This window comes from Pseudarthrobacter sp. 05T312 (assembly GCF_056396685.1).
Genome location: NZ_JBFTLY010000003.1, coordinates 344,515 through 361,392 on the forward strand (window position 1 = coordinate 344,515; position 16,878 = coordinate 361,392).

Genomic DNA, 16,878 nt, shown 5'->3' on the forward strand with positions numbered 1-16,878 from the left:
GTTTCCTCTCTGCAGTGTCCATCATTGGGCGTTGGGCGGGGTCCGGCAGCCTGACAGCCTGCTGTTCCCCCTGTGAAATTATTTGGCATTATCTTCTCCGTCCTGGGACGGTGCGCTGGGAGCATGGCGCCCATCAGCGTTTTTGCGGGAACTGGTGAGGCCGTGCATGTGGGAAAGGTAGAAACCTCCGACGGCTCCAAGCAGAGCGCCTGCGAGCACAATCCAGCGCGTTCCCCACAGATAATCCAGTCCCCACCCTATCAAACTCCAGACGATGATTCCGCCAATGATGTAGCTGAATACAGCCATTCCGGCGTTGTAGCCGCCATCGGTGGATGCGTCGGAAGAAGCCTCTGCGGAGCCGTGTCGGCCGCGTTTGCCATGTGCGGCACCTGCGGTTTTTTTCGGATCACGCATCGGATGCTCCCTTGTCTTCTGGATCGTTGTAGATCTGGAGGCGTGCCCTGCTGAAGCCATGGATCTCCGCGGCCTGCCACAGGACGACAGCCACAACGGCGCCGATGATGAACCACCGGCCATGGAGCCACTCCGGAGCACCTATGACGAACAGGACGACGGCAAACCCGACGACCTTGATGAAGTAGGTGGCTACGAACATCCCGATCGCACCGGAGGGGTTTCGGCGTCCCACGAAGTGTCCCACCAGCAGGCTGATGCCAAAGAAGATCATCACCAGCAGGCCACCAAGGAAACTGGACACCGCCCCGGTTGCCCCGTTGAGGATGCCGGCAGGAATTGCGCAGAGCACAAGCCCGGCCGTGGCGGCAATCGAGCTGCGTTTGAGCAGGTTCAGCCAGAGCGAACGGGTGGGACCGGACGTACCAACGGGTCCATTGCCGGAGGCAGGTCCGGACTCGGCGTTGGAGGTCATGCGATCCCATCGTCGGCACCACATGGCGGATCGCCAGGAGGCAGGGGGTGGAGTGGCAGCTTTGGGCTGCCCCTAAATTCTACACGAGATAGAAATAATTCAGAACCGCCGTTACGCCATGGTTTCGCTGCTGCCGCGGGACAGGTAGGGCCAGGCGGTCACCAGTCCCATGACCAGCGTGGCAAAGATGTCCACGGCGAGCACGATATGCCAGGGGAAGACGGCGAACGCCAGGCCGCCGAACGAGAGCACGGTGGTCCAGAGGTACATCAGGATCACAGCGGTGCGGTGCGAATAACCGATGTCCAGCAGTTTGTGGTGCAGGTGTCCGCGGTCTGCGGACCAGGGCGACCGGCCGCGGGCCGTTCGGCGCACGACGGCCAGTCCCAGGTCCAGCAGCGGGAGGAACAGGACGGCGAAGGGAAGGAGGATCGGAATGATGGTGGAAATACCGTTGGCACGGTCGTAGAGCCCGGACGTGATCTGTCCCGTGGAGACAACGCCGGCCGACGCCATGAGGAGCCCGATCAGCATTGCACCGGAGTCGCCCATGAAGATCTTCGAGGGAAAGAAGTTGTGCGGCAGGAAGCCCACGCATCCGCCCACGAGGACCGCGGTTATGAGGGTTGCCAGGTCCGAATAATCCAGCAGAACCGCGTTGCGGTGGACCCAGTAGGCGGTAATGAAGAACGCCGTGCCACCGATGACGGCAACGCCCGCGGCCAGGCCGTCCAGTCCGTCAATGAAGTTGAAGGCGTTCATGGTGGTGACGATCAGCCCGGCGGTCAGCGCTATCCGCAGCGTTCCGTCCTGGAGGTAGATGGGCTCCGGAACCCAGGGCACGATGGTCATCTGGACGCCCCAGATGGCCACTGTGAGGCCGGCAGCGCTTTGGCCGATCAGCTTTACCCACCAGCGGATGTCCAGCAGGTCGTCCAGCACACCGACCAGGACGATCACGGCCGCCCCTGCCAGCACGCCCCACGGCGAAAAGTTGTTCCTGTAGATGTCCTTGACGAAGAAGGACTGGCTGGCAACAACCAGCGCCACCATGACGCCCAGGAAGATTGCCACCCCGCCCAGCCTGGACACCGGGGTGGAATGCATGTCCCGGCTGCGGATGGGCAGGTGCAGCTCGAGCCGGTGCCCCACGACGCGGGCGCCCCACGTGGCCGCATAGGAGACGATGGCGGCGGTGAGCCCCATGAGCAGGTACATGATCATGGGACGGCTACCGCTCCGGGAATGGTGGTGCCGAAACCGCTCAGCTGCGGCGGCAGCGGGTTGGGGGTGGGTGGGCTCACGGGCCGGGAATCTGTTCGTCGATAAATGAAACTTCTCCGTCGCCGAGCGCGCAGCAGGCAATGCGCATGGACATACGCGCAGCGCCTTACAGGGCTGTATTACAGTGGACTCTAGTCAAAGATACTAGTGCCACCGGCACCATGGCTCCGCGCCACACGGGCGCACTACCGGCGGGGAACTCCCTGGCAGCCATGCTGAAAGGACCCCCATGACCCCCCGCATTGCGGTTGCCGCCGTGACGTTCGACCGGCCCAAGGAACTGTCCGTCCTGCTGGCTGCGATCAACGCCCAGAGCCGCCAGGTCGACACGATCTGCCTGGTTGACAGTGGCACCACCCCGGCCGCGGACGTGGCTGCGGCCCATCCCAACGTGGACTATGTCCGCTCCGAAGCCAACCTTGGAGGCGCCGGCGGGTTCGCGCTGGCCGCGCTCAAGGCTGTGGCCAGCGGGGCCCGCTGGATCTGGATGATGGACGACGACGCCGAGCCGGTTGATCCCGAATGCCTCGCCACGCTGCTTCGGGAGGCTGAGGCACGCGACCTGGAGGCCGTGGTCCCGTTGGTCACGGCGCCCGGCCATCCTGACCGGTTGTCCTTCTTCTTCCGCCTGGACGGCAAGGTTACGCACGACCGGGCCGAGGTGGAGAAACTCGGATTCCTGCCGGATGACGGCCACTTCTTCAACGGTGCACTGATCCGCTCGGACGTGTTCTTCAAGGTGGGCCTGCCGGACATGCGCTTGTTCATCCGCGGCGATGAAGTTGATTTCACCATCCGGCTGCGAAAGGCCGGGATCCGGTTCGGCACCGTCACCACCACTGCCATCACGCACCCGCACGCCTTCGGGGAAACACAGCATGTCTACGGCGCACGCTGGCACGTGATCGTCCCGGACTCCGCCTTCAAGCGCTTCTACTACTACCGGAACCGCGGCTACCTGATCCGCCGCTACTTCAGGGTGCGTTCCTTCGTGGCCGACGTAGGCGGCTACCTGGGCTACTTCCTGCAGCGCCGGGACCTTCCGGGCTTCCTGGGGTGGGCGCGGGCGTTTACCACCGGCCTGCGCGGCAAGGGCTTCGCCCCGCTCGAAGACCAGAAGTTCTAGGAGAACGCCGCCGGCGCTGCGTCCGGGCCCTGCTTACTTGTCCGGCCCGGACTTCCTGAGCCTGCGGGCAACCAGGAGCCACAGCAGGACCCAGGGCTCCCCCAGCACGCGGTACGCGACGCGGCGCGGATGCAGGAGCAGGCGCCACGCCCACTCCAGCCCCATCCTGCCCAGCCACCGGGGGGCCAGCTTCTGGACCCCCGCCAACTGCTCGATCGCACCGCCCACGGCGCAGTACACAGCAGGGGGCATCTCAGCGAGCCGCCGCTGCATCACGTCTTCCTGGAGCGGCATGCCCAGTCCCAGCAGGACCAACTGCGGCTGTTCACGGTGCAGCCATGCAACGGCCGCGTCTTCAAGGTCAGGGCCCCATCCTTCGCCGGGAAAACCGGACACGCGTGCGCCGGGAACAATGTCCTTCAGCCTGCTGACTGCCCCCGCGTTCGCCTCGGCGCCAGCGCCGATCACCGCAATCCGTTCAAGGCCGGCCACCTGGTCAAGTGCCGGCAGCCAGTCCGTGGAACCCAGGCGGTAATCCATGACGGGTCCGTCGGCGTTGCCGGTCCTCCCCCACAGCCACAGCACCGGCGCCCCGTCCAGGAGCACCACGTCGCTGGCCTCGTAAAGCCGCCGGAATCCGTCGTCGGACAGGGTGAGGGTGACGCTGTGCAGGTTATGGCCCAGGACCGTGCGGGTGGATCCCTCCGCTACGAAGCTGCTCAGTTCCGCCACCAGCTCAGGGACCCGCAACGGAGTGGCGTGCACGCCCAGGACCGGGATCTGCTGGCGCTCCAGCGTCATCAAGGCTGCTGGTCCCCGGCGGGGGCGGTGGATTCGGCGTCCGGTGCCGTCACGGCGGACGAGCCGGACGCCGAAGCCGGAGCGCCGCCGTCGTCCTGTACGTCCCCTGCCTGTGCGGTGCCTGCATCAGCGTCGGCAGTGGGGTCCTCCCCCAGGCCCAGCACCCCGGGGACATGCTCGCGAAGCTGGTCCAGGCTCACCGCTCCATCGCGCACCACGCGCAGGACGGGTCCGGTCGCGTCCACGATGGTGGACGGCACGCCGGGGTCGCCTTCCAAGGGGCGCGGGCCACCTTCCAGGTACACCTCCACCGAATCGGCCAGCTGCTCGCGGGCAGCGGCGGCAGTCTGGGCCGGGGCGTGGCCGGTGCGGTTGGCTGAAGACACGGCGAGGGGGCCGGTCAAGGTCAGCAATTCGAGGGCAACGTCATCGGCGGGCATCCGCAGTGCCACGGTCCCCTTCGTCTCGCCCAGGTCCCAGTCGAGGGAGGGCTGAGCGTGGAGGATCAGTGTCAGGCCACCGGGCCAGAAGGCCTCGGCCAGCTTGCGCGCCTCCGCGGACACCTCAGTGGCCAGGCCGTCCAGCGCGTTGATGCGCGGGATCAGGACCGGTGGCGGCATGGTGCGGCTGCGCCCTTTGGATACCAGCAGCATGGTCACGGCCTGGGGCGAGAACGCGTCCGCGCCGATCCCGTACACGGTGTCCGTGGGGAGCACGACGCACTTCTTTTCGCCGATGGCGCGCTGGGCGTCCTCGAGGCCGCGGGCTCGCTCGTCTTCAATGGTGCAGTCATAAGTTGTGGTCACTGGCCCATTCTTTCATTCCGTGTGTCCTGGTCCGCGAGGACGGCGCTGGTGGCGCGTTCCTTGCCGTTGAGGTCCAGGTGCGTCGTGATGTCCGTCCAGGGTCCGGTCCTGGCAAGCATGGCGGCAATCCCGCCGGCCTGCACCTCGGCGTGTTCCATGACGAAGTACCCCCCGGGCCGCAGCAGCCTGGCAGCGGACTTTGCCGCCGCCGTCGGAAGTTCCATGCCGTCCGCTCCCCCGCCGTACAAAGCCTCCGGCGGATCGTGCAGGGCTACTTCGGGTTCGTTGGGGATCGCTTCCGCCGGGATGTACGGCGGGTTGGAAACCACGACGTCGACGCTTCCGTTAAGTTCCGCAAAGGCGTCGCGCAGGTCCCCGAGGACAAGGTCCACACCGAGCGGCAGCAGGTTCTTCGCCGCCCAGGCGTGCGCGAAGGGGCTGAATTCGACCGCGTGCACCTCGGCACCGGGAACCTCCGAGGCGAGCGAACCGGCAATGGCGCCCGAGCCCGTGCCGAGGTCCACGAACCGGGGATGCTGCATCCCCTTGACGTGGTCGATGGCCAGTTGGACCACCGATTCGGTCTCCGGACGCGGGATGAACACGCCAGGTCCCACGGCCAGCTCGAGGTACCGGAAGTGTGCCACTCCGGTGATGTGCTGAAGCGGCACCCGCCCGGCCCGTTCGGCCACAAGCTCCGTGTAGCCGTCGGGGGCCGGGGTGTCGCCCAGCATCAGGGCGCGGAGCCGGCCAAGGCCCACGTTGAGCAGGTGGTCGGCCAGGAGTTCGGCGTCCACCCTGGGGCTGGGCACGCCGGCCTCGCGGAGGACGGCGGTTGCCGCGCTGACGGCGTCGGCGAGGGTCTGGCCCGCGTTCATACCGGGAGGACTAGTCGCCGATGGCGTCCAGGCGTGCCTGTTCGTCCATCTCGATGGCGGACTGGATGACCGGTTCCAGGTCGCCGTTCATGACCTGGTCCAGGTTGTACGCCTTGTAGCCGGTGCGGTGGTCCGCGATCCGGTTCTCCGGATAGTTGTAGGTGCGGATCCGTTCGGAGCGGTCCATGGTGCGGATCTGGGACTTGCGCTGCTCGGAGTTGGCGGCGTCGATCTGCTCCTGCTGGTGCGCAAGGATGCGTGCGCGCAGGACGCGCATGCCGGCTTCGCGGTTCTGCAGCTGCGATTTCTCGTTCTGCATGGCCACTACGATGCCGGTGGGAAGGTGCGTGATGCGGACGGCGGAGTCCGTGGTGTTCACGGACTGGCCACCAGGGCCCGAGGACCGGTACACGTCGATTTTGAGGTCGTTCTGGTTGATTTCGAGCTCTTCGGGCTCGTCCACTTCGGGCAGGACCAGCACGCCGGCTGCGGAGGTGTGGATGCGGCCCTGGGACTCGGTCACGGGCACGCGCTGGACGCGGTGCACGCCGCCTTCGAACTTGAGCCGGGCGTACACGCCTTCGGCGGGGTCGTTGGAGTTGCCCTTGACGGCCACCTGGACGTCCTTGTAGCCGCCCAGGTCCGACTCCGTGGCGGAGATGATTTCAGTCTTCCAGCCGCGGGACTCCGCGTACCGGGTGTACATGCGCAGCAGGTCGCCGGCGAACAGGGCAGCCTCGTCGCCGCCTTCACCGCCCTTGACTTCGAGGATCACATTGCGTGCGTCGTCGGGATCGCGGGGAATCAGCAGGCGCCGCAGCTTGGCCGCAGCAGTCTCCAGCGCAGCCTCAAGTTCAGGCACCTCGGCAGCAAACTCGGGATCCTCGGCAGCCATCTCCTTGGCCGCGGCAAGGTCATCCCGGATGCCTTCCCACTTGTGGTACGCCTCAACAATGCCATTGAGCTGAGCCGACCGCCGCCCCAGCTTCCGGGCCAGCCGCTGGTCAGCATAAACAGCAGGATCCCCCAGCTGCGCCTGGATGGAGTCATGCTCATCAAGCAGGCCCTGTACGGACTCAAACATTTTTCAAAACCTTTCGTTCTGTGCCCATCTTAAATCAGGCACAGGAAGCGGCGCGCCACGGTGAGCGAGCCCCGCAACTGCCGCGCGGATGTTCCGCTCCGGGAGTGGCATCGGGCCTGTCGGAGCGTTGCAGCTGACGTACGAAGTACGTCAGCGATCTTGTTGGTGAGCAGTTCAAGGCTCTGCTGGGTTTCGAGTCCGGAGAGGACGCGGCGCAGCTTCCACATGATCTTGACTTCTTCGGGCGAGAGCAGGTTCTCTTCGCGGCGGGTACCGGATGCGTTGACATCCACGGCCGGGAAGATGCGCTTGTCTGCCAGCTGGCGGGACAGGCGCAGTTCCATGTTGCCGGTGCCCTTGAACTCTTCGAAGATAACCTCGTCCATCTTGGAGCCGGTCTCAACGAGGGCGGTGGCCAGGATGGTGAGCGAGCCGCCGTTTTCGATGTTGCGTGCGGCACCGAAGAAGCGCTTGGGCGGGTAGAGGGCTGCGGAGTCCACACCACCGGACAGGATGCGGCCGGAGGCCGGTGCTGCCAGGTTGTAGGCGCGGCCCAGGCGGGTCATGGAGTCCAGCAGGACCACCACGTCCATGCCCATTTCCACGAGGCGCTTGGCGCGTTCGATGGAGAGTTCGGCCACAGTGGTGTGGTCGTCTGCGGGACGGTCGAAGGTGGAGGCGATGACCTCACCCTTGACGGTGCGCTGCATGTCGGTGACTTCTTCGGGCCGTTCGTCGACCAGCACCATCATGAGGTGGACCTCAGGGTTGTTGGTGGTGATGGCGTTGGCGATGGACTGCAGGATGAGCGTCTTGCCGGCCTTGGGCGGGGACACGATCAGGCCACGCTGGCCCTTGCCGATCGGGGCCACGAGGTCGATGACGCGGGGACCGATCTTCTTGGGGTCGGTCTCGAGGCGCAGGCGCTCCGACGGGTAGAGCGGAACCAGCTTGGCGAACTCGACGCGGTCCTTGAGTTCTTCGGGCGTCTTGCCGTTGACGGACGTGACGCGGACCAGGGCGTTGAACTTCTGGCGGTTGGACTGCTGGCTGCGGTCTTCGCCTTCGCGGGGTGCACGGATGGCGCCCACCACGGCGTCGCCCTTGCGCAGGTTGTACTTCTTTACCTGGGCCAGGGAGACGTAAACGTCGTTGGGGCCGGGCAGGTAGCCGGAGGTGCGGATGAACGCGTAGTTTTCCAGGACGTCGAGGATGCCGGCAACCGGCAGCAGGACGTCGTCATCGGTAACCTCGACGTCGTCCACGTCCGGGCCCTGGTTGCGGCCGCGGCGGCGGTCGTTGCGGTCGCGGAAGCGGTCGTTGCGGGAGTTGTCCCGGTCCTGGCCGCCGGAGCGGTCGTTGCGGTCATTCCGGTCGCGGCGGTTGCGGCGGTTGCGGCGGCTTCCGCCGTCGGAGTCGTCGTTGTCGCGGTTGTCCCGGCCGCCGTCGCGCTGGCCGGCTTCGCGGCTGCCGCTGTTGTCCCGGCCGCCGTCGGAATCGCGGGTGTTGTCGCGGCCGCGGGTCCGGCCGCCTTCGCGGCGTTCGGTGCGCTGCCCGCCGTCCCCTGCTTCAGCGGGAGCTTCGGTGCGCTGTTCACCTGCACGCTGCTCGCCTGCACGCTGTTCCGTGGCCGGCTGCTCTGCCGGGGTTTCCACCGGAGCTTCCTGGATGGAGGCGGCAGCGGCTTCGCTGCGGCGGCGGTTGCGGGTGCGGGGCTGGCGCCGCTCGGGGGCGCCTTCGGATGCCTCGGTGGTTTCCGCGGGGGCGGCCGACGGCGCCTCCACGGCTGCGGCGGCAGGCACCGCAGCGGTTTCCACGGCGGGAGCTTCGGCTGCGGGAGCTACTACGCCGTCGCTGACGGCGCGGCGGCTGCGGCCGCGTCCGCGGGCACGGGTGCCTTCTGCAGCGGGAGCTTCGGTGGCGGCTGCTTCCGGAGCGGCTGCAGCCGGAGCCGCGGTGGTTTCCGGAGCCTTGTCCGCTGCCTTGGCGGGCGTCTTCACGGTCAGGGTGCCTGCGCGGTGGGCGGAGATGGCCGAGACCAGGTCCCCCTTGCGCATGCGGGAGCCGCCGGAGATGCCGAGCTGGCTGGCGAGTGCCTGCAGCTGGGCGAGCTTAAGGCCGGCGAGGCCGCTGCTCTTGGCGGGTGCGGCCGATGATTCGGCAGCAGAAGTTGTGTGTTCCACAGCTGGAGACAGCTCAGTGGTTTCGGTCACGAAGGATCCTTCCCCCTCGACGGCGTCCAGACTGGGAGCTGGACGCGATGATTTGATCTGGGCTGCAGTTCAGATCTGCAGCCGGATTTCAGCCTTGCCGGTTGGATTTCGGCCAGCAGGGCCGGATACTGATTCACCTTGCGCTGCGCCCACGGCACATCGCCTGACTGACGCTTTCAGGGGCAGTTGAATGCTGCAGATTCCTGCGACAGACCAAGCAGGTGGCACCGGAATACATTCACAGTGGTAGATCAAACAGCAACTGAATGCAGGAGCAGATCAGATAGGCGGAATTACCGCCGGTGCACGTCCACCTTAGCACCTTCAACGTCCACTGCGAGCTTCAGCACGCGCCAGCCGATATCCGGCGTGTTCTCCGCCGTGAAGGCTTCGATGAAGGCCACAGCGTCCGCGGCCTGTGCTTCTCCGTTGGCCAGCACCAGGACCGTTGGCCCGGCACCGGAGACCACTGCGGCATGGCCTGCCTTCCGGAGGGCGCCAATCAGTGCGGCACTGGGCCGCATGGCCTCGGCGCGGTAGCTCTGGTGCAGGTAGTCCTCGGTGCCCGGCAGCAGGAATTCGGGCTTTTGCGTGAGGGCGTGGATCAGCAGCGCCGCACGGCCCGAATTCATGGCCGCCGCATGGTGTCCCACTGATGCGGGCAGCAGGGCGCGGGCAGCTTCGGTGGAGAGTTCGAAGTCCGGGACCGCCACGACAGGGATCACGGATCCGGTGACTGTGGCACTGGTGCTGCTGTACTGCTCACTGTCCTGCCACGACAGCGCCAGTCCGCCGAAAATCGCGGGTGCGACGTTGTCCGGGTGGCCTTCCATCTCGCTGGTGAGCTGCAGGACCCAGTCGCGGCCGCGCTGGTTTTCCGCAGGAACCATGGCATTGGCAGCAGACACAGCCGCCACCACGGCTGATGCGGAGGAGCCCAGCCCACGGCCGTGCGGGTTGACGTTTTCGGCAGTCACCTTCAGGCCGCCGTGGCGGAATCCCAGCCGTTCAAAAGCCGCATCCATGGCCCGGATCACCAGGTGGCTGGCATCACGCGGAAGGGTGTCTGCGCCCTCGCCGCTGAGCTCGAAAACGAGTTCGTCCGTGTCCAGGCTTTCCACGGTCAGGGTGTCGTGCAGGGCCAGGGCAAGCCCCAGGCTGTCGTAGCCGGGACCAAGGTTGGCCGTGGTGGCGGGGACGCGGACGGTGACGCGCTGGCCCGGCTCAATCAGTTGCAGTCCGACGGCGGCCTGCGAGGTGGTGTCCAAGGTTATTTTTCTTCCAGTCCCAGCTCAGCGGCTACGGTGACGACGTCGTTGGGAACCTTGACCGGCTGGACGTCGCTGCCGTCCTCGGTGCGCAGGGCCCACTGGGGATCCTTGAGGCCGTGGCCGGTGACGGTAATGACGATGGTTTTTCCGCTGGGGACCTCGCCTGCGGCGTGCTTCTTGAGCAGTCCGGCCACGCCGGCGGCGGAACCGGGCTCCACGAAGACGCCTTCCTTGGACGACAGCCAGCGGTGGGCGTTCAGGATCTCCTCATCGGTGACGGCCTCGATCAGCCCGCCGGATTCGTCACGGGCGCCGACGGCACCGTCCCAGGACGCCGGGTTTCCAATGCGGATGGCGGTGGCAATGGTGTCCGGTTCAGTGATGGGGTGGCCTGCGACGAAGGGGGCGGCCCCGGCAGCCTGGAAACCCCACATCGCGGGCGTCCTGGTGGATACGGCGGGAAGCGTGCCGGCGGTCTCCGATTCGAAGGGAGCGGAGTACTCCTTGTAGCCCTTCCAGTAGGCCGTAATGTTGCCGGCGTTGCCCACGGGCAGAACGTGGATGTCCGGTGCGTCGCCCAGGGAATCGACCACTTCGAAGGCGCCGGTCTTCTGCCCCTGGATGCGGGCAGGGTTGACCGAGTTCACCAGGAAGACGGGGTAGGACTCCCCCAGCTTGCGGGCGATGTCCAGGCAGTTGTCGAAGTTGCCGTCCACCTGGAGCAGGGTAGCCCCGTGGGCGATCGCCTGGCTGAGCTTGCCCATGGAGATCTTGCCTTCGGGCACAAGGACCGCGCACTTGAGGCCTGCGGCCGTCGCGTAGGCAGCGGCGGACGCGGACGTGTTGCCGGTGGAAGCGCACACCACAGCCTTCGCGCCGGAGGCAACGGCTGCCGTCATGGCCATGGTCATGCCACGGTCCTTGAAGGAGCCGGTGGGGTTCATGCCCTCCACCTTGAGGTAGACCTCGGACCCGGTGAGCTCGGAAAGCTTCTGCGCGTGCACCAGCGGGGTGCCGCCCTCGCCCAGGGTGATGACCCTGGTGGACTCCGTCACGGGCAGACGGTCAGCGTATTCGCGGATGACACCGCGCCATTGGTGAGCCACTTAGACTCCTTCTACCCGCAAAACGGATGTAACTGAATTGATGACGTCCAGGCCCTTCACGGCCTCGACGGTGGCTGCAAGGGCAGCCTCTGACGCACGGTGGGTGACGATCCGCAGTTCGGCCGACTCCACATTGGAAGCTGAATCGCGGTGGATGGTCTGCCGCATGATTTCGATGGAGACGCCGTGCTCGGCGAAGAGCTGGGCGATCTTTGCCAGGACGCCGGGCTGGTCGGCGACGTCCAGGCCAATGTAGTAACTCGTGGTGGCCGCGTCGATGGGCAGCGCGGGGACGTGGCCCGTGGTGGTTTCGGTGCGGCCCGGACCGCCCAGGACCAGGCGCCTGGCTGCTGACACGAGGTCGCCCAGGACAGCGGATGCGGTCGGGGTGCCGCCGGCGCCCTGGCCGTAGAACATCAGCTCTCCGGCGTTTTCGGCTTCGATGAACACCGCGTTGAATGCGCCCCGGACGGCGGCCAGCGGGTGTTCGCGGGGCAGGAGGGTGGGGTGCACGCGGACGGACACGCCTTCCTTGCCGTCGGCGTCGGTCAGTTTCTCTGCGATGGCCAGCAGCTTGATGACGAAGCCGGCGTCTTTCGCGGCTGCGATGTCCGAAGCGCTGACGGACGTGATGCCTTCGCAGTGGACATCGTCGAGTGCGAAGCGGGTGTGGAAGGACAGCGACGCGAGGATGGCGGCCTTGGCGGCGGCGTCGTGGCCTTCGACGTCGGCCGTGGGGTCCGCTTCCGCGTAGCCAAGGCGCTGGGCTTCGGCGAGGGCGTCGGCGAACTGGGCGCCGGTGGTGTCCATCTGGTCGAGGATGAAGTTGGTGGTGCCGTTGACGATGCCCAGCACCCGGGTGATGCGGTCGCCCGAGAGGCTGTCGCGGATGGGGCGCAGGATCGGGATGGCGCCGGCCACGGCGGCCTCGTAGGACAGCTGGACGCCCGCCTTGTCCGCCTCTTCGTAGAGGGTGGGGCCGTCCTGTGCCAGGAGTGCCTTGTTGCCGGTGACCACGCAGGCGCCGTTGCGCAGCGCGGAGAGGATCAACGTGCGGGCGGGCTCGATGCCGCCCATCAGTTCGATCACCAGGTCGGCGTCCTTGACCAGAGTTTCGGCGTCGGTGGTGAAGAGCTCCTGCGGCAGGTCCACGTCGCGGGGGGCGTTGACGTTGCGCACGGCGATGCCGCTGAGCTGCAGGCGGGCCCCGGTGCGGGCAGCGAGGGCGTCGGCGTCCTCAATGAGGATCCGCGCAACCTGGGCTCCGACGTTGCCACAGCCCAGCAGGGCTACTTTCAGCGTTCGCATTTCCGTCATTCAGGCTCCCATGTCGCGGTTCAACAGATCTTCTTCGGTTTCCCCGCGGACAATCAGCCGGGAAGATCCGTCGCGCACCGCGACAACGCCCGGCCGGGCCAGATAGTTGTAGTTGCTCGAGAGGGCCCAGCAGTAGGCGCCGGTTCCCGGTACGGCAAGCAGATCACCGGCTGCCACGTCCTCGGGCAGATATACATCTCTAACAACTATGTCGCCGCTCTCGCAATGTTTGCCCACTACGCGGGACAGTTGCGGGGCGGCGTTGGAGGTGCGGGAGGCCAGGACGGCCGAATAATCCGCGTCGTACAGCACCGGGCGGGCGTTGTCGCTCATGCCGCCGTCCACCGAAACATACCGGCGGGGATACGTAACGTTGTTGCCCGCGTCACCGTCACCGCCGCCGGAGGTGCCGGGCGCGTCAACGCGGACCGTCTTCAACGTCCCCACTTCGTACAGGGTGAAGGTGGTGCTGCCAACGATGGCGCGTCCCGGTTCGATGGAGATGCGCGGCGCGTCAATGCCCAGCTCGGCGCAGGTGGAACGCACGACGGCGGCCATCGCGTTGGCGATCTCAGCGGCAGGGCGCGGGGTGTCCACCGGCGTGTAGGCGATCCCGTAGCCGCCGCCAAGGTCCAGTTCCGGCAGGGTGATGGAGTACTTTTCCTGCATGGCGGCCAGGAAGCGCAGCAGCTTGGAGGCGGCCAGCGCAAAGCCGTCCGGCTCGAAGATCTGGGATCCGATGTGGCAGTGCAGGCCCAGCAGCTCGATGCCGGGATGCGCTGATGCCGCGGCCACCGCTTCCTCGGCAGCGGAGATGCCGGCTTCATCGGTGGTGTCGGCAGCCATGGAGAGGCCGAACTTCTGGTCCTCGTGGGCGGTGGCGATGAATTCGTGCGTGTGGGCATGCACGCCGGGGGTAAGCCGCAGCATGACCTTCGCCTGCTCCCCGCGCCCCTGTGCGATCGCACCGACACGCACCAGCTCATCGAGGCTGTCCACCACGATCCGCCCCAGGCCCATGTCAAGCGCCCTGTGGATCTCGCCGTCGGACTTGTTGTTGCCGTGCAGGGCGACGTCCGCCCCGGGAATGCCGGCCCGGTAGGCGACGGCAAGTTCCCCGCCCGAGGCCGTGTCCAGCCGCAGCCCTTCTTCCTCCACCCAGCGGACCACCGCGGTGCAGAGGAACGACTTGCCGGCGTAGTAGACATCCACTCCCCCGCAGATATCCGCGAAGGCGTCGTTGAACGCGTCGCTGAATGCCCTGGCCCGGGCACGGAAGTCGTTCTCGCTCATCACGAAAAGCGGGGTCCCGTATTGCCGCTGCAACTCGCTGACGGGGATGCCGCCAATGGCGAGTTCACCGTCGGCGTTGCGCGCTGCGTCGCCGGCCCACATCGGTTCGTGGAGGGCATTAAGGTCATCCGGAACGGCAAGCCACTCCGGGGCAAGCGGAGAGCCCTGTGCTGCTGTGTGCGTCATGGGTCCTACATCCGTTCCGGCGCGGAAACGCCCAGCAGGTCAAGTCCGTTGGCCAGCACCTGGCTGGTGGCGTCATTGAGCCAGAGCCGGGTGCGGTTGAGGTCGGTGACGGGTTCTTCGCCCATGGGGGCGATGCGGCAGGCGTCGTACCAGCGGTGGTAGGCACCCGCGATGGCCTCGAGGTGGCGCGCCACGCGGTGCGGTTCACGCAGTTCCGCGGCCTTGGCCACAATCGACGGGTAGCTGCCCAGGTAGGAGAGCAGCTCGTTCTCCGTGGCGTGGTCCAGGAGCGATGCGTCGAAGCTGTCCTGGCCGTCCACCCGGCGTTCGACGCCGGCCGCTACGGCGTTGCGCGCCGCGCCGCGGGAACGGGCGTGGGCGTACTGGACGTAGAACACGGGGTTCTCGTTGCTGTGCTTCTTCAGCAGCTCCGGATCAAGCGTCAGCGGCGAGTCGGCGGGGAACCGGGCCAGGGAGTAGCGGACGGCGTCCTTGCCCAGCCACTCAATCAGGTCCTTGAGCTCGATGATGTTGCCCGCGCGCTTGGACAGCTTGGCTCCATTAACAGAAACCAGCTGGCCAATCAGCACCTCGATGTTGACCTCCGGATCATCCCCGGCCGCGGCGGCAATGGCCTTGAGCCGGTTGATGTAGCCGTGGTGGTCGGCGCCCAGGAGGTAGATCTTTTCCGTGAAGCCGCGGTCCTTCTTGGACAGGTAGTAGGCTGCGTCCGCAGCGAAGTACGTGGGCTCGCCGTTGGCGCGGATCATCACGCGGTCCTTGTCGTCGCCAAAGTCCGTGGTCCGCAGCCAGACCGCACCGCCGTCGTCGAACACGTGGCCCTGCTCGCGAAGGCGCGCCACGGCACTTTCGATCGCGCCGGCGTCGTGCAGTTCCTGCTCGGAGAAGAAGACGTCGAACTCGACGCCGAACTCCGCCAGGGTGGCCTTGATGTCCTTCATCTGGGCTTCGTAGGCCGCTGCCCGGATCACAGGCAGGGCGGCAACTTCGGTGAGCTCGCGGATGTCCGGGTGAGCGGTGAGGACTTCGTGGCCCAGGTCGGCGATGTACTGCCCCGGGTAGCCGCCGTCCGGCACCGGAAGCCCGTGCAGGCGGGAGTAGACGGAGTTCGCGAAGGTGTTCATCTGCGAACCGGCGTCGTTGATGTAGTACTCGGCCGTGACGTCGGCGCCTGAGGCGCGCAGCACGCGGGCAATCGAATCGCCCAGGGCTGCCCAGCGGGTGTGGCCGATGTGCAGCGGCCCGGTGGGATTGGCGGATACGAACTCCATGTTGACCGTGCGGCCGGCGAGCGCAGTATTGGTGCCGTAGTCCTTGCCGGCTTCAACGATGACCTTGGCCAGGGCGCCGGCGGCAGCGGCGTCCACCGTAATGTTCAGGAACCCCGGGCCCGCAATATCCACGGCGGAGACACCGTCGATGGACTTGAGCCGGCTGCTGAGGACGGCGGCGAATTCGCGCGGGTTGGTGCCGGCCTGCTTGGCCAGCTGGAGGGCGATGTTGGTGGCCCAGTCGCCGTGGTCCCGGTTCTTGGGCCGCTCCACGCGCACCTCAGCCGGAATGGCTGATGCTGCAAGGGCAATATCACCGGCGGCGACGGCGTCCTTGAGGCAGGCGGATATGGCGAGGGAAAGTTCTTCGGGAGTCACCCCCCTAGCCTACCGGGGGCCAGTGACAGCAAAGAATTTGACGCCCGTCCCTGCCGGGCGGCGTGGGTAAAATTCCGGTTTCCGGGGGCGCCGTGAACCATTCGGCCGGATCCCGCGTTGACTAAACCGTAGCCACTGCAGCACGCCGCCGCCCCACAAAAGGGTGCAGCCCCCGGAAATGAACAGCCCAAAACTGAAACGAGAGCCTTCATGAGACCCTCCTTCCCTAAAAGCCCAATCACTACCGGGAAAACCGTTGCCCCCAGTGGCGCTTCCATGCCGGGAGCTGTCTTGCGCAAGGGCTTCGCCGCCGGCATGGCAGGCCTGTCCCTGGCAGCAACCGTGGCGGGCTGCGCGCCGTCCACAGCCGACAGCACCCCTGCAGCAACGGGTGCACCCTCCGCAGGACCCTCAGCGCTGGCCGGCAGCGGCGGCGACTACAAGGACGGCACCTACAGTGCGGACGGCAACTACGTCTCGCCCAACGGCACCGAGACGGTGGGGGTGCAGGTGACGCTTGCTGCGGGAAGAGTCACTGACGTGCAGATCACCCAGCACCCGTCCAACCCCAACACCCGCAAATTCCAGGGGCAGTTCGCCGGCGGCATCGCAGCACAGGTGGTGGGCAAAAACATCGACGAACTGAACGTTTCCAAGGTTTCCGGTTCCTCATTGACCAGCGGAGGGTTCAACCAGGCCCTGGCGAAGATCAAGGCGGAGGCGCACTAGGAGACTGCTGAACTAATCGGCGGATGTGGGGCGCGTCGACTGGACTGGTGGGTCTGGTGGTTAAGACTTGTCATATGCAGGGACGCGAGGACGCGCAACGCGGGTATTTGGATGTGGAGGCGTTGGCCGGGGAGTTGTTGGCTCCGGGCAGTGTTTTCGCTTTTCTGGCCAAACATCGGGGGCGGTTGTTTCCGGATTCGATGATGGAGGATTTGTTTCCGT

The 16,878-nt window shown here is 66.4% G+C and carries 15 protein-coding genes; 2 read left to right on the forward strand and 13 right to left on the reverse strand.

Annotated features, from left to right (window positions below; all coding sequences use genetic code 11):
* Positions 1 to 78 precede the first annotated feature (78 nt).
* The 3 genes from AC1DIP_RS07595 to AC1DIP_RS07605 form a co-directional block, all read right to left on the reverse strand.
* Positions 79 to 417, reverse strand: a complete 339-nt coding sequence (locus AC1DIP_RS07595) for an AtpZ/AtpI family protein (RefSeq protein WP_476211652.1) — start codon at positions 415 to 417, stop codon at positions 79 to 81.
* Positions 410 to 892 (reverse strand): Cg1360 family ATP-synthase-associated protein, encoded by a 483-nt coding sequence (locus AC1DIP_RS07600; protein WP_476211653.1) that lies wholly within the window; start codon positions 890 to 892, stop codon positions 410 to 412. The genes AC1DIP_RS07595 and AC1DIP_RS07600 overlap by 8 nt, the downstream gene beginning before the upstream one ends.
* A 111-nt stretch (positions 893 to 1,003) precedes the next feature.
* Entirely contained in the window at positions 1,004 to 2,116 is a 1,113-nt protein-coding gene (locus AC1DIP_RS07605; RefSeq protein WP_477733376.1) for an MraY family glycosyltransferase, read from the reverse strand.
* 289 nt (positions 2,117 to 2,405) lie between these two features.
* On the opposite strand from AC1DIP_RS07605, the gene AC1DIP_RS07610 reads away from it, so the two are divergent.
* Positions 2,406 to 3,302, forward strand: coding sequence for a glycosyltransferase (locus tag AC1DIP_RS07610; protein WP_476211655.1), 897 nt, complete (start codon positions 2,406 to 2,408; stop codon positions 3,300 to 3,302).
* Positions 3,303 to 3,335: 33 nt separating this feature from the next.
* Here the strand turns inward: AC1DIP_RS07610 and AC1DIP_RS07615 are convergent, their stop codons facing one another.
* From AC1DIP_RS07615 to argS, 10 genes are all read right to left on the reverse strand, one after another.
* Complete coding sequence (locus AC1DIP_RS07615) at positions 3,336 to 4,103, reverse strand: WecB/TagA/CpsF family glycosyltransferase (RefSeq protein ID WP_477733377.1); 768 nt, start codon at positions 4,101 to 4,103, stop codon at positions 3,336 to 3,338.
* The gene (locus tag AC1DIP_RS07620; protein ID WP_477733378.1) at positions 4,103 to 4,909 is read right to left on the reverse strand and encodes an L-threonylcarbamoyladenylate synthase; all 807 of its coding nucleotides are present in this window, start codon (positions 4,907 to 4,909) and stop codon (positions 4,103 to 4,105) included. Before AC1DIP_RS07620 ends, AC1DIP_RS07615 begins: the two co-directional genes overlap by 1 nt.
* Positions 4,906 to 5,787, reverse strand: coding sequence for a peptide chain release factor N(5)-glutamine methyltransferase (prmC, locus tag AC1DIP_RS07625; RefSeq protein ID WP_477733379.1), 882 nt, complete (start codon positions 5,785 to 5,787; stop codon positions 4,906 to 4,908). The genes AC1DIP_RS07620 and prmC overlap by 4 nt, the downstream gene beginning before the upstream one ends.
* 10 nt (positions 5,788 to 5,797) lie before the next feature.
* On the reverse strand, positions 5,798 to 6,871 hold the full coding sequence (prfA, locus tag AC1DIP_RS07630) for a peptide chain release factor 1 (protein ID WP_159631638.1): 1,074 nt from the start codon (positions 6,869 to 6,871) through the stop codon (positions 5,798 to 5,800).
* A 29-nt stretch (positions 6,872 to 6,900) separates the two neighbouring features.
* Positions 6,901 to 9,084: a transcription termination factor Rho gene (gene rho / locus AC1DIP_RS07635; RefSeq protein ID WP_477733380.1), complete on the reverse strand. Its 2,184-nt coding sequence runs from the start codon at positions 9,082 to 9,084 to the stop codon at positions 6,901 to 6,903.
* A gap of 293 nt (positions 9,085 to 9,377) precedes the next feature.
* Complete coding sequence (gene thrB / locus AC1DIP_RS07640; protein ID WP_477733381.1) at positions 9,378 to 10,352, reverse strand: homoserine kinase; 975 nt, start codon at positions 10,350 to 10,352, stop codon at positions 9,378 to 9,380.
* A 2-nt stretch (positions 10,353 to 10,354) separates the two neighbouring features.
* Entirely contained in the window at positions 10,355 to 11,461 is a 1,107-nt protein-coding gene (gene thrC, locus AC1DIP_RS07645; protein WP_224026471.1) for a threonine synthase, read from the reverse strand.
* Positions 11,462 to 12,778 carry a homoserine dehydrogenase gene (locus AC1DIP_RS07650; RefSeq protein ID WP_476211661.1) on the reverse strand — a complete coding sequence of 439 codons (1,317 nt, stop codon included), beginning with the start codon at positions 12,776 to 12,778 and terminating at the stop codon, positions 11,462 to 11,464.
* Positions 12,779 to 14,257 (reverse strand): diaminopimelate decarboxylase, encoded by a 1,479-nt coding sequence (lysA, locus tag AC1DIP_RS07655; RefSeq protein ID WP_477733382.1) that lies wholly within the window; start codon positions 14,255 to 14,257, stop codon positions 12,779 to 12,781.
* A 5-nt stretch (positions 14,258 to 14,262) separates the two neighbouring features.
* Positions 14,263 to 15,927, reverse strand: coding sequence for an arginine--tRNA ligase (gene argS / locus AC1DIP_RS07660; protein WP_477733383.1), 1,665 nt, complete (start codon positions 15,925 to 15,927; stop codon positions 14,263 to 14,265).
* Between the two features lie 276 nt (positions 15,928 to 16,203).
* Here argS and AC1DIP_RS07665 point away from each other — a divergent pair, with 276 nt between their 5' ends.
* Positions 16,204 to 16,656, forward strand: a complete 453-nt coding sequence (locus AC1DIP_RS07665; protein ID WP_477733384.1) for an FMN-binding protein — start codon at positions 16,204 to 16,206, stop codon at positions 16,654 to 16,656.
* The last annotated feature ends 222 nt before the right edge of the window (positions 16,657 to 16,878 follow it).

What these genes read in the sequence shown, in the direction of transcription:
- AC1DIP_RS07595 (WP_476211652.1), bottom strand. Translation starts at nt 417, where the DNA reads ATGCGTGATCCGAAAAAAACCGCAGGTGCCGCACATGGCAAACGCGGC.
- AC1DIP_RS07600 (WP_476211653.1), bottom strand. Translation starts at nt 892, where the DNA reads ATGACCTCCAACGCCGAGTCCGGACCTGCCTCCGGCAATGGACCCGTT.
- AC1DIP_RS07605 (WP_477733376.1), bottom strand. Translation starts at nt 2,116, where the DNA reads ATGATCATGTACCTGCTCATGGGGCTCACCGCCGCCATCGTCTCCTAT.
- AC1DIP_RS07610 (WP_476211655.1), top strand. Translation starts at nt 2,406, where the DNA reads ATGACCCCCCGCATTGCGGTTGCCGCCGTGACGTTCGACCGGCCCAAG.
- AC1DIP_RS07615 (WP_477733377.1), bottom strand. Translation starts at nt 4,103, where the DNA reads ATGACGCTGGAGCGCCAGCAGATCCCGGTCCTGGGCGTGCACGCCACT.
- prmC (WP_477733379.1), bottom strand. Translation starts at nt 5,787, where the DNA reads ATGAACGCGGGCCAGACCCTCGCCGACGCCGTCAGCGCGGCAACCGCC.
- prfA (WP_159631638.1), bottom strand. Translation starts at nt 6,871, where the DNA reads ATGTTTGAGTCCGTACAGGGCCTGCTTGATGAGCATGACTCCATCCAG.
- AC1DIP_RS07650 (WP_476211661.1), bottom strand. Translation starts at nt 12,778, where the DNA reads ATGACGGAAATGCGAACGCTGAAAGTAGCCCTGCTGGGCTGTGGCAAC.
- lysA (WP_477733382.1), bottom strand. Translation starts at nt 14,257, where the DNA reads ATGACGCACACAGCAGCACAGGGCTCTCCGCTTGCCCCGGAGTGGCTT.
- AC1DIP_RS07665 (WP_477733384.1), top strand. Translation starts at nt 16,204, where the DNA reads ATGCCGGGAGCTGTCTTGCGCAAGGGCTTCGCCGCCGGCATGGCAGGC.